Origin of the sequence: Streptomyces sp. NPDC002580 (genome assembly GCF_042889485.1) — a bacterium.
GTDB lineage: Bacteria > Actinomycetota > Actinomycetes > Streptomycetales > Streptomycetaceae > Streptomyces.
This window is the reverse complement of sequence record NZ_JBIAQZ010000011.1, coordinates 110,179-121,925: the sequence shown is the minus strand read 5'-3', so window position 1 is coordinate 121,925 and position 11,747 is coordinate 110,179. Positions and strand designations below refer to the sequence as shown.

Genomic DNA, 11,747 nt, shown 5'->3' with positions numbered 1-11,747 from the left:
TTCCGCGCCCCAGCTCATCTAGCTCACTCCTGCCGGGGTCCCGACCTCGCCCGTGCGTTTGAGTTTCTGCCAGCGGAGTCGGCCGCCGGTCAGGGCCGTGACGCAGGAGTGGATCAGGACCAGGTACATCATCTGGCGGTAGGCGAGTTGCTGCAGCGGCAGCATCGCGAGGTAGCGGTACTTCTCCCTGTCGATGCGGAACGCGTAGGCGGCGCAGACCAGTTGGACCGCGAGGACGGCCAGCCAGGCGAGGAGCGCGGCCCGGAAGTCGATGAAGACCATCGAGTAGACGGTGAACACGTCGATGAGCGGGGCGAAGACCGGCGTGACGATCTGGAAGAGGACCACCAGCGGCATGCCCACACGACCGAAGCGGCCCGACGGCCCCTTGTCCGTCAGGGACTTGCGGTGCTTCCACAGCGCCTGCATCGTGCCGTAGCTCCAGCGGTAGCGCTGCGACCACAGCTGCTTGAGCGAACCGGGCGCCTCCGTCCAGGCCTTGGCGTGCTCCTGGTAGACGACCCGCCATCCGGCGCGGTGCATGGCGATCGTGATGTCGGTGTCCTCGGCGAGCGTGTCCTCGCTCATGCCGCCGACCTCCAGCACCGCGTCCCGGCGGAACGCCCCGATCGCGCCGGGGATGGTGGGCATACAGCGCAGCAGGTCGTACATGCGGCGGTCGAGGTTGAAGCCCATGACGTACTCGATGTGCTGCCAGGCGCCGATCACCGTGCCGCGGTTGCCGACCTTGGCGTTGCCCGCGACCGCCCCGATCTCCGGGTCGGCGAAGGGCTGCACGAGCTGGTGCACGGCGTCCGGCTCGAAGACGGTGTCACCGTCCATCATCACGACGATGTCGTGACTCGCTTGACGGACGCCGTTGTTGAGCGCGGCCGGCTTGCCCGCGTTCTCCTGGCGGACGACGCGGACGTTCGGCATGCCGAGCGACTCGGCGATCGCCGCCGTGTCGTCCTCGGAACCGTCGTCGACGACGATGATCTCGATCGGATGCGTGCTCTTCGCCAGCGACTTCAGGGTGTTGGCGATGCACTCCTTCTCGTTGTACGCGGGGACGATCACCGTCACGGGCCGGGTGACCGTCGGCCCCCAGCTGAACCTGCCGCCCCGGCCGCTTCTGCGGGTGCGGTTGCGCTGCCGGAAGTGGCGGCGGGCCAGGACCAGCATCATCCCGAACCGGCCCATGACGGCGACGCCGACGACGACGAGGAACCAGGAGAGCGCGGGGACGACCCATTCCGCGACCGCCACGGCGTAGACGAGCGCCTTGCCCTCGTAGAGGGTCGCGCCGGTGGCCTTCCGCTGGGCTGCCTGCGCGGCGCCGCTCACGGTGCCTCCCGCCGTCGAACCGGGGCCCACCTGCTGCCCGTTCACCTGCCCGCCGCTCGACTGCCCGCCGCTCACCGGCGCGTCCGGAGGCGGGCTCGACCCGGTGGCCGCTCCGGTGCCGCGGGCCTGTGCCGCGGCCCGGTCGAGCTTGGCCCGGGCGCCGCTGACGCTGGTGAAGGCGTAGCCCTTCGCCTTCATCTTCTTGATGTACGCCCCGAGCGCCTCGACCGTCTGGGACCGGTCGCCGCCGGCGTCGTGCATGAGGACGATGGCGCCCTCGTTCTTCTTCGGCGTCGCCCACCGCACGATCTTCGAGACGCCCGGCTTCTTCCAGTCGTCGCTGTCGGTGTCGACGAACACGCTGGTGTAGCCGAGGCCGCCCAGCTCCTTGTAGACGGGCCAGCTGTAGTTGTCGACGGCGCTGATCTCCGACGAGTACGGGGCGCGGAACAGCGTCGTGGTGACACCGGCCGCCCCAGCGAGCGCCAACTGTGTCTGCTTCAGCTCACGTTGGAGGCGCGCGGTGCTCTGGTAGGAGAGGTCGACGTGGGTGAAGGTGTGGATGCCGACCTCGTTCCCCTGCTTCACCAGGGTCTTCACCACGTCCGGATAGCGGGAGACCATCGAGCCGACCATGAAGAAGGTGGCCTCGACGTCGTTCTCCTCCAGGACCTCGAGGACCTCGGGCGTCCAGTTCGCGGTCGGCCCGTCGTCGAAGGTCAGCACGATGGTCTTCTTCGGCACGGACTGCGTCTTCGCGGTGCCGTTCTCGAAGGTGAGGATGGGCCCGCCGCCGAGGATCTTCTCGGGCACCTTGTCGTAGGCCGCTCCGTCCCGCACCCGCGCGTCGTTGCCGATCTCGGAACGCAGGTAGCCGTCCAGCAGCATCACGCTGATGAGCCCCAGCAGGAGCAGGAGGGCGAGGATGACACGTGGTTTCTGCAGCGCGGCGGCCTTGCCGGCGGCCCGCTCCATCCTGGAGGGGGCGCGCCGACGGCCGCGCGCGGGCGTCGTCGTGGTCATGAGAGTGGGTGCGTCCCCGTCAGTCGGTGCCGGCGGAGGCGGACGCCCCGGCGGTGGTCGTGGGATCGGAGGCGGGCGGGGAGGAGGGCCCGGCCCCGGTGGGCGCACCCGACGGCGGGGTGCCGGTGGGCGCCCCGGACAGGGCGCCTCCGGGCTGCCGGACGCCGTCGCGGCCGCCGGGTGCGGAACCGGCCCGGCCGCCGTCGAAGGGGAGGAGCGAGGACGGCGTCAGTGAGGTGCCCCAGCCCATGAAGGCCATGCCGAGGACGACGGCGTAGCCGAGGCAGACGACGCCGGCGAGCGTGCCGACTCTGCGCAGCAGACGGGCGCGGCGCCCGGAGTTGTCCACGAACACGGGGCCGTCCACGGCCCCGCTGCCGCGTTTGCGGCGGCGGCCACGTACCTGGGCACGGTTTTCGATGGCGGACTCGGATTGCATTCCCCAGACGTTAGGACGCCTCTATGTGCCAGAAACTCTGCTTTCCGTGTGAGCGGCCCATGAGAGATGCCTCAACCTGTACTTTCTCTATGAGAATCAAGAACCATATGCGCAGCTCAGGGCCAATGAATATGGGAGATATGAACCATTTGGAAGCGTCGATCGCCCTATTTGCCGGACTCATCCTCCGTGATCCCCTTGCGTGATCTCCATTCGGCATTCCGGTCCGGATATGACACATTTCCCGTCGGGGAACGACCGTTTGTTTCCGTCCTGAGACAGACATCACGAGAGCGGGAGCGTACACAATGAGGAGTTTCCTCAAGCCTGTCGCGGGGATCGTCTGCCTGGTCGCCCTGACCTGTGCGGGGTGCTCCTCGGACGGCGGCGACGGCTCCGAAGCGGCGTCCGCACGCCCCGGAGGAACGGCTTCGGCCCCGGACCCGAGCACGGGCGCGACGGACTCGTCGGCCACCTCGTACGCCCCGTACGTGAGTGCCACGACCCCCGCCGACACCGACGCGGCGGGCTCGCCGACCACGTACAACCTGGCCTTCGTGATCTCCGACGGCAGCGCCTGCGCGCCGAAGTGGGACGGGACGTACGCCGTCGACGACACGGCCGTGAAGTCCCGGGCCTCGGCGCTCAAGAAGTCCGGCGCGAGCGTGCGGGTGTCGTTCGGCGGCGCGTCCGGCAAGGAGCTGGCGTCGACGTGCGACAGCGCGAGCGGCCTCGCGGCGGCCTACGGCGCCGCGCTGGACGCCGTGGGCTCCGAACAGGCCGACTTCGACGTCGAGGGCGCCCAGTTGGCCGACTCCGACGCGGTCGCGCTGCGCTCCGAGGCGATCGCGCTGCTCCAGAAGGAGCGACCCGGCCTGAAGGTGTCCTTCACCCTGCCCGTCATGCCGTCCGGCCTCGACGCCGACGGCCTGGCCCTCCTGGAGTCCGCCAACGACCACTCGGTGGACGTCTCCACGGTCAACATCATGACCATGAACTACGGCAGTTCGTACGCCGACGACATGGGCGACTACGCGATCGCGTCCGCCGAGAAGACCCACGCCCAGCTGAAAAAGGTGTTCGGGCTGTCGGGCGCCGACGCCTGGCAGGGGCTCGCGCTCACGTCGATGATCGGCGTCAACGACGTGGACAACGAGACGTTCTCCCTCTCGGACGCCGCGCAGGTAAGGGAGTTCGCGGAGCGGAAGGGGGTGGCCTGGGTGTCGATGTGGTCGACGTTCCGGGACCGGCAGTGCGACAAGGGCAGCGCCACGGCGGGCGACGCGGCGACCGACTGCAGTGGGGTGAAGCAGAGTTCGGGAGCGTTCGCGAAGGCCCTCGCGGGGTGATCCGGCGTCCTCCCCGGCCCGAGCGAGCCGTGATCAGCCCGCGCGGTACACCAGCCGCCCGCCGATGACGGTCGCCACACAGGTCCCGGCCCCGCGCAGGACCAGTTCGGCGCGGTCCTCGACGTCGAACACGGCGAACCGGGCGGGACCGCCGGGCACCAGACCCGGCAGCAGGATCAGCGGGGTCGGGGACAGCGACGGCGGGCCCTGGAGGCGGTCCGGCCGCCGCCCCGTCGCGAGCCCGGCCCGGCGGATCCGGTCGACCGCGACCCGCGACCGCAGGTCCCCGGCCACCGCCACCGTGCCGTGCGCCAGCATCCGCTGCACCCCGCGCCGCACGCTCGCGCCGAGGCGGGCGGGGTCGGCGCGGAAGAGCTCCTGGGCCCGCTCCCCGCCGATGGGCTCGGTGCCGAGGGTCTCGGCCTCGCGCGGGTCGGGGTGGTAGGTGGCTTCCAGCAGCTCCGGACCGTACGGGTTCAGCAGCCCGGGCAGCAGGATGCCGGGCCAGCGTCGCACCCTCGCCCGCGGTTCGGCGGAGGCCAGCTCCTCGTACGGGCCGACGGCGGCGACGGATGCCCCGTCGACCAGGACCGCCGACTCGGGGGACCGCTCTGCGATGTGAAGTGTCAGCACGTGAAGTCGGCTCTGATCGGCTCTAGTTGGAGGCGAGGAGCTTCAGCTCGGGGTGTGCCGTGCCGCCCTCGATCGCCGTCGAGGAGATGTGGGACATGACGCGCTCGTCGACCGGGTCGTCCGCCGGGTCGTCGTGGACGACGATGTGCTCGTACGTCGTGGTCCGCTGGGCGGGCACGCGGCCCGCCTTGCGGATCAGGTCGATGATCTCCATGCGGTTGGAGCGGTGCTTCGCGCCGGCGGAGGAGACGACGTTCTCCTCCAGCATGATCGAGCCGAGGTCGTCCGCGCCGTAGTGCAGGGAGAGCTGGCCGACCTCCTTGCCGGTGGTCAGCCAGGAGCCCTGGATGTGGGCGACGTTGTCGAGGAACAGCCGGGCGATCGCGATCATCCGCAGGTACTCGAAGAGCGTCGCCTGCGTACGGCCCTTCAGGTGGTTGTTCTCCGGCTGGTAGGTGTACGGGATGAAGGCGCGGAAGCCGCCCGTCCGGTCCTGGACGTCACGGATCATCCGCAGGTGCTCGATGCGCTCGGCGTTGGTCTCGCCGGTGCCCATCAGCATGGTGGACGTCGACTCGACGCCCAGCCCGTGCGCGATCTCCATGATCTCCAGCCAGCGCTCGCCGCTCTCCTTGAGCGGGGCGATCGCCTTGCGCGGGCGGGCCGGCAGCAGCTCGGCGCCGGCACCCGCGAACGAGTCGAGCCCGGCGGCGTGGATCCGCGAGATGGCCTCTTCCACCGTCACCTTGGAGATGCGGGCCATGTGCTCGATCTCGGAGGCGCCGAGGGAGTGGATGACCAGCTCGGGGTACGCGCCCTTGATCGCGGCGAAGTGCTTCTCGTAGTACTCGACGCCGTAGTCCGGGTGGTGCCCGCCCTGGAACATGATCTGCGTCCCGCCGAGTTCGACCGTCTCCGCGCAGCGGCGCAGGATGTCGTCGAGGTCGCGCGTCCAGCCCTTGGCGGTGTCCTTGGGGGCGGCGTAGAAGGCGCAGAACTTGCACGCCGTCACGCAGACGTTCGTGTAGTTGATGTTGCGCTCGATGATGTACGTCGCGATGTGCTCGGTACCCGCGTACCTGCGGCGGCGCACGGCGTCGGCGGCGGCGCCGAGCGCGTGCAGCGGGGCGTCGCGGTAGAGGACGAGCGCCTCTTCCGGAGTGATCCGCCCACCCTCGGCGGCACGGTCCAGCACGGACTGAAGGTCGGCCTTCTCGGTCACCGGGAGCGTCCCTTTCGTAAGGGTTGTGGACAGACTCAACCACCCTACGCCAGCCCCCCGCGTCGGCCGACGTCAGCCCGCCCAACCTCGCCGCCCCGGCCGCCGTCAGGCCGCGTACGCCCCGATCAGGACCCCCGTGTACGCCCCCGCGATCAGGAACGGGCCGAAGGGGATCGACGTCTTGCGCCCGGCGCGTCGGACGATCACCAGCCCCAGCCCGTACAGCCCGCCGAACAGGAACCCGGCGAAGGTCCCCAGGAACACCGTGCTCCAGCCGTACCAGCCGAGCACCGCCCCGAGTCCGAGCGCCAACTTCACGTCGCCGAAGCCCATGCCGTTCGGGTTGACGAGGAAGAGCACGAAGTACGCGGCGCCGAGCGCGAGCGCCCCCAGCAGCGCCGTGAGCCAGTGCCCCGCGTGCTCGGGCAGCAGGGCGGCCACCCCGAGCAGCGCGAGCGCCGCCACCGCGAGCGGCAGGGTCAGCACGTCCGGCAGCCGCTGGACCCGGAAGTCGACCACGGCGAGCAGGACACCGAGCGGCGCGAGCAGCAGCCAGGCGCCCAGTTCCGGCCGGGTACCGGTCGCGAGGGCGAGCCCGGCACAGACCAGGGCGGTGGCCAGGCAGACGAGGAGGGTGCCGGGACCGTAGCGGGCGCCGCCCGGCGACCGGGCGGGGCCGAGCCATCCGCGTGCCGCCCCGGTGATCGGCCGCCCCTCGGGGCAGCGGTCACGCCACGGCTCGTCCGGGTCGACGGAGAGGCGGTACGCGGGCCGGGGTACCAGCGACCCCGCCGCCGCTCCCCAGAGCACGGCGCCGACGATGAGCCAACGGTCGAGATCCACGCGTTCCCCCCGGAAGAGTTCGATACGTCCGATAAGGCGGCCGGAACACCCGGCCGCGCGACGTCCCGCACGACCGCGGCACCGGGCCCGTCACGAGACGGCCCCGGCCTGCGACCCGAGGCCGCGACCGGTTCCGGATCCCGGAACCGGACCCGGAACCCGGGACCGGCGAGACGGCCCCGCTCCCGATCGGGACCGGGTCCCGTCAGTACGACTCCCGGTCCCCGTCGGCCCGGTCCCGATCGCTGCAGCCCACGGTCCCGGTCAGTTCCGATCCAGGTCGGTGCGGCTCCCGGTCCCGGTCGCCCACCGAAGCCGCAGCGGCGCCGTGCCTCAGCCCACCGAGGCCTCGCCGCTTCGCCAGGTCGGCAGCAGCTCGTCGAGCAGGGCCTCCGTGCGGGGCGGCAGACCGCGCGCCCCGCTGCGGGCGACCAGATCGGCGGCGAGCCGCCTCAACCGGTCGTCGTCCCCCGTCGCGTGCGTCGCGCGGAGCAGCTCGTTCCACAGCCGCTCGTCGGACGGTGCCGAGTTCATCGAGGCGTTCAACGCCTCGATCGCCTTCTCCGCCCGGTCCTTCTCCAGGTGGAACGCGGACAGGGCGAGCCCGATGTCCGCCACCAGCAGCGGAAGTTGGGCGTCGATGATCTCGTGGGTGAGCCAGCCGTAGCGCCCCTCGGGACGTCCGTCGAGCAGCGGGCCGCGGACGAGGACGAGCGCGTCGGTGAGCAACCGCCCGCGCACCACACGGCTGTCGACACCCTTGCCCTGCGTCGCCTCGTGGTAGAGGGAGCGCAGCACGTCCAGGTCGGAGACGACGGACTTGGCGAGCGTGAGCCGCCCGGTCGCGTCGGTGCCGAGCCGGGGCGCGCCGTCCGGGTCGGCGCCGAGCCAGCCGCGCAGCCGCTCGACGAGCGCGTCACGCACGTCCTCGGTGACACCGCGCGGCCACAGCGCGGAGGACAGCACCCGCGGGTGCACCCCTTCGCGGTGCAGCAGGAGCAGCGCGAGTGCCTCGTGCAGCAGCGGACTGCGTTCGCCGTCGGGCGTCTCCAGACCGATGATCTCGTACGGGCCCACGAGCCGCGCATAGACGGCGGGCCGCCCGTGCTCGCTGATGTCGACCAGGAACGGCGGGGAGTTCGTCGGCCCGTCCGGGCCGCGGTCCGGGTCCGCGTCGACGAACAGCTCCACGACCGCCCGCTGCTGCGCGACCGGCAGCATCTGCGCGTCGAGTTCGAGGCCGAGCAGCGGCGCGAGCAGCTTGCCCTCACCGGTGATCTCCATCTCCCAGGCGGCGCCGGGCAGTTCGCCGGACTCGGTGCCGACGAGGTAGCCGATCCCCAACCGTCCCGCGTCGGCGGCCAGTTCCGCGAGCCTCAAGGCGTCCTCGGCGGACGGTTCGGCGGCGAGGAGGACGAGGTGCGGGGCCCAACGGGTGTGCTGGGCGGGCCCGGTACGGCCGGTGAGCACGGAGTCGTGTCCGGCGGCGCCGAGTGCGCCGCGCCGCTGCCGCGTCTCCGCCTCCATGGTCTCGACGAGGGCTTCGACGTCGTCGAGGTGGCGCAGCCGGCTGGGCGCGAGCGGCGTCAGGTCCTCGCCGAAGCCGACGAGCGTGATCGTCATGCGGTCCGACCAGCCGTTGGTGGCCAGTTCGGCGGCGACGGAGGCGAAGACCGCGGCACGGTCGGAGGCGCTCCCGCTCAGGGAGACGATGCCCGGCACGGCCTCCAGGTTGAGCAGCAGCCGTGAGTCGTCCATGGTGCCGAGGCTGACGAGGCCCGGATACGGGGCGGCCGTGTCGACCTCCTCGTACCGTTCGGCGTCCGCCCGTGCCAGCATCCAGAACGTCTGGTCCTGCCCGAGCTGCCAGGGCACGGGCGGCTTCCCGGCCGGCTGGGCGAGCTGGAGGTGCAGATCGCCGTTGTCGCCGAGCCAGGCCGCGTAGACGGTGGGCAGCGGACGCGACTCGGCGGCGAGAGCGGACGACAGTCCGCGCAGCGACAGGTCGAGGAGGCGTACGCCCTCGGGGTCGGCGCCGACGAGCAGCGCGTCCTGGGCGTCCGCGGCGGACCCGGCCGGGACCGGCGGCTCCATGCCGCGCCGCCCGGCGACCGAGCCGAGCGCCGACTGCCACAGGGCCTGCCGCCGGCGCCGGCCGAGGGCGCCGAGGAGCCCGGCGGCGAGGAGCGGCGCTCCGACGAGGGCCTCGGGCAGCCCGAAGGAGGATCCGCTCTCCTCGGAGGCCGTCCCCGTGGCCGCCGGGGCCGGTTCGTCCTGTCCGTCGCGGTCGTTCCGCGCGCCCTGTTCGTCGGCGGCACGCGCCGCGGCCTCGGAGGAGGCGGCGTCCCGTTGCCGGGGCAGGTGGATGTGCGCGGTGTCCCGGTCGCCCTGGCCGCTCCCCCGGCCGTCGGCGGCGCTCTGTTCCCCGCCGCCCTGCTGGTGGTCGCCGGTCCTGGCGTAGTCGTGGATCTGCTGCTTGACCTGCTCCGGGACCGCGGGGGCCGCGTCGGGCATCTCGACGAGTTCGCCGCCGTGCGCGTCGCCGGGCATCTCCATGATCCAGCCCGGCCGGATGAGGCTGGCCTCGGACAGCCTGGACCCGTCGGGCTGCGCGCGGTCCTTGTTGAGCTGGTAGATCTCCTTGTACCGGCGCCCGTCACCGAGGTGCCGCTGCGCGATCTCCCAGAGCGAGTCGTGGTGCCGGCCCTCGGGGGGCTGGATCCGGTAGTACTTCGTGTCGCCGTGCCGGGCCGACGCGCCGCTGTCCGCGGCGGACGCGGCGTCGGCCGCCGCGTCGGCGGCCTGCTCGGCGACCGCCGCGGCGGCTCCGGCGGCCTGTTCCCGCTGCTGCCCGAACAGCCCGCCCGGCGTCTGCTGCGCGGCCGCGACGGAGCCGTGCTGGTTGCCCTCCAGGCTCTGGCCGAGCTGCGAGAGGCCCGGCGTGAAGCTCGCGGTGGCGGCGCCGACGAGCAGGAGTGCCGCCACGAGCTGACGGGCCAGCAACTGGCTCGGTCCGGAGCCCGGCACGCGGTCCGGCATCCCGACGCCCGACAGCGCGGCCTTCATCTCGACGAGCACGCACGCGGTGAACTGCGCCCACGCGAGCCACACGATGACCGTCAGCACGGACACGAACGTGCCGACCGTGATCTCCTGTTGCAGCCAGTCCATCGAGGGACGCCCGTTCGGGAACGGCCACCCCACGACGACGACCAGCGCACCGGGCACGCCGACGAGCAGCACCAGCAGGGCGACGAACGCGCCGAACGCCCGCGCGAAGTCCCCGACCGTCCGACGGCGCCGGGGCAGGGGCTGCGGCGTCCGATTCCTCGGACCCGGAGTGGCGCCCGTCGAGCTGGAAGTGGTGCGTCTCGCCATGGCGGGTTTCCTGAGGTCGTGTGAGGACGGCGTGAGGTCGGGGGTGAACCGAGCCTACTGAGAGTCTAGGGAGGGTGTCGAAGGCCGGGCAGGGGGTGTGGACGGCCTTCCGCCCGTTTCGTCACCAACCGTCCGGGAGACCCGAGTTGCCGCCCCGCCCCGGGAACTCTCACCCCCGCCGGACCCTCACACCCTTCACAACACCTGCGGGCCCTCCAGAAGGGTCCGGACCGGACGGCGGCGAGCGCGGACCACCACCCCGGCCGTGGGACCCCGCGCCCGCGCGACCGGCGCCGATCCCGATCCCGGTCACGACGCCGATGCCGGTGCCGGTGCCGGTGCGAGACGAAAAAAGACCCTGTCCCGAGAACTCGGGACAGGGTCTTCGTGGAGCGCCGGGCAGGCCTTGCACCTGCATTTCCCCGCAGGAAGCGGGGCGTCTTTCCTTGGACCACCAACGCGTGACCGGTCAGTGCGACTTCCGCCGACCAGCTCAAGATCAATGCTATCAGAACATCGGTGCCGCCCCCACCCCCGTCGGCCACCCACGCCAGTCACCCCTTCCAGGCCGTGCCTATCGGAACGGTCACCGCGCCTCACGTGTAACACCCCTTCCACGAAGCCCGGTCCGGCGTTCCACTCGCAATGATCAACGCGCCACGTTCACACGTACGTTCTGATCGAAGAGTTGCGGGTGTCACGGGGGGACACGTGTCGAACAGGCCGACGGACTGGCACATACTCGACCTGGACCAGGACCCGACGCCGGGCGACCCGCAGCGGGTGCGCAAACTCGCGGGTTCGCTGCACGACTTCGCCGACGACGTCGCGGACATCCTGCGGGACGTCAAGGGACTGGCGAACGACGACGCGGTCCTGAAGTGGGCGGGGAAGACGGCGGACGCCTTCGCGTCGGAGTTCGAGGACGTCCCCGGCCAGCTCAAGAAGCTCAAGAAGTCCTACGACATCGCGGGCGACGCGCTCGCTTCGTACTGACCGGATCTGGACGACGCCCAGCAGAAGGCGGACAAGGCGCTGCGCGACGGCCGCAAGGCCCGCCAGGACCTGTCCACGGCCACGACCGCACTCTCGGGTGCCGACGACTGGGTGCACACCGCCACCGCGAAGGCCGACTCCTACGACCCGGACAAGAACCGCGGCAAGGACGTGCCCCCGCCGGACGAGGCCGACGTCCGCCGCGCCACGCGCAACGCCCAGCACGCCAAGGAACAGCGGGCCGCCGCCCAGAAGAACGTGGACGACGCCCAGGGGCTGCTGGACGCGGCGAAGAAACTCGCCGCCCACGCGAGAGGACTGCGCGAGGACGCCGCCCGCCACACGGTGAAGAAGCTGAACGAGGCGTCCGACGCCGGTATCCGCAACCGCCACTGGTGGGAGGAGCCCGTCGACCGGGTCTCCGACCACTGGGACGAGATCGTCACGGTGTGCAAGTGGGTCGTGACGATCGTCGGCATCATCGTGATGATCGTGGGCGGCCCGCTGGGCTGGCCGG

At 71.6% G+C, this 11,747-nt stretch carries 8 protein-coding genes; 2 read left to right on the top strand and 6 right to left on the bottom strand.

The features are described 5' to 3' along the window. Nucleotides 1–18: 18 nt before the first annotated feature. Both ACFYW7_RS30465 and ACFYW7_RS30460 read right to left on the bottom strand, forming a co-directional pair. Nucleotides 19–2,370: a bifunctional polysaccharide deacetylase/glycosyltransferase family 2 protein gene (locus ACFYW7_RS30465; RefSeq protein WP_389508219.1), complete on the bottom strand. Its 2,352-nt coding sequence runs from the start codon at nt 2,368–2,370 to the stop codon at nt 19–21. Nucleotides 2,371–2,389: 19 nt separating this feature from the next. After that, nucleotides 2,390–2,809, bottom strand: a complete 420-nt coding sequence (locus ACFYW7_RS30460; protein ID WP_389508217.1) for a hypothetical protein — start codon at nt 2,807–2,809, stop codon at nt 2,390–2,392. A gap of 308 nt (nt 2,810–3,117) precedes the next feature. On the opposite strand from ACFYW7_RS30460, the gene ACFYW7_RS30455 reads away from it, so the two are divergent. After that, a complete protein-coding gene (locus ACFYW7_RS30455; protein ID WP_389508215.1) occupies nt 3,118–4,158 on the top strand; it encodes a chitinase in 1,041 nt (346 codons plus the stop codon). Between the two features lie 33 nt (nt 4,159–4,191). On the opposite strand, the gene ACFYW7_RS30450 is transcribed toward ACFYW7_RS30455, so the two are convergent. The 4 genes from ACFYW7_RS30450 to ACFYW7_RS30435 all read right to left on the bottom strand — a co-directional run bounded on the left by ACFYW7_RS30450 (nt 4,192) and on the right by ACFYW7_RS30435 (nt 10,234). Continuing rightward, nucleotides 4,192–4,791 (bottom strand): hypothetical protein, encoded by a 600-nt coding sequence (locus ACFYW7_RS30450; RefSeq protein WP_389508213.1) that lies wholly within the window; start codon nt 4,789–4,791, stop codon nt 4,192–4,194. A 22-nt stretch (nt 4,792–4,813) separates the two neighbouring features. Then, nucleotides 4,814–6,013: a cyclic dehypoxanthinyl futalosine synthase gene (gene mqnC / locus ACFYW7_RS30445; protein WP_389508211.1), complete on the bottom strand. Its 1,200-nt coding sequence runs from the start codon at nt 6,011–6,013 to the stop codon at nt 4,814–4,816. 105 nt (nt 6,014–6,118) lie between these two features. Beyond that, nucleotides 6,119–6,856, bottom strand: a complete 738-nt coding sequence (locus ACFYW7_RS30440) for a prepilin peptidase (RefSeq protein ID WP_389508209.1) — start codon at nt 6,854–6,856, stop codon at nt 6,119–6,121. Between the two features lie 333 nt (nt 6,857–7,189). Then, nucleotides 7,190–10,234, bottom strand: a complete 3,045-nt coding sequence (locus ACFYW7_RS30435; RefSeq protein ID WP_389508207.1) for a BTAD domain-containing putative transcriptional regulator — start codon at nt 10,232–10,234, stop codon at nt 7,190–7,192. 711 nt (nt 10,235–10,945) lie between these two features. Between ACFYW7_RS30435 and ACFYW7_RS30430 the strand changes: the two genes are divergently transcribed. After that, nucleotides 10,946–11,230, top strand: coding sequence for a WXG100 family type VII secretion target (locus ACFYW7_RS30430; protein ID WP_389508205.1), 285 nt, complete (start codon nt 10,946–10,948; stop codon nt 11,228–11,230). The last annotated feature ends 517 nt before the right edge of the window (nt 11,231–11,747 follow it).

Bases quoted from the DNA above. Each gene is read 5' to 3' on its own strand.
- ACFYW7_RS30460 (WP_389508217.1), bottom strand. From the start codon at position 2,809: ATGCAATCCGAGTCCGCCATCGAAAACCGTGCCCAGGTACGTGGCCGC.
- ACFYW7_RS30455 (WP_389508215.1), top strand. From the start codon at position 3,118: ATGAGGAGTTTCCTCAAGCCTGTCGCGGGGATCGTCTGCCTGGTCGCC.
- ACFYW7_RS30465 (WP_389508219.1), bottom strand. From the start codon at position 2,370: ATGACCACGACGACGCCCGCGCGCGGCCGTCGGCGCGCCCCCTCCAGG.
- ACFYW7_RS30435 (WP_389508207.1), bottom strand. From the start codon at position 10,234: ATGGCGAGACGCACCACTTCCAGCTCGACGGGCGCCACTCCGGGTCCG.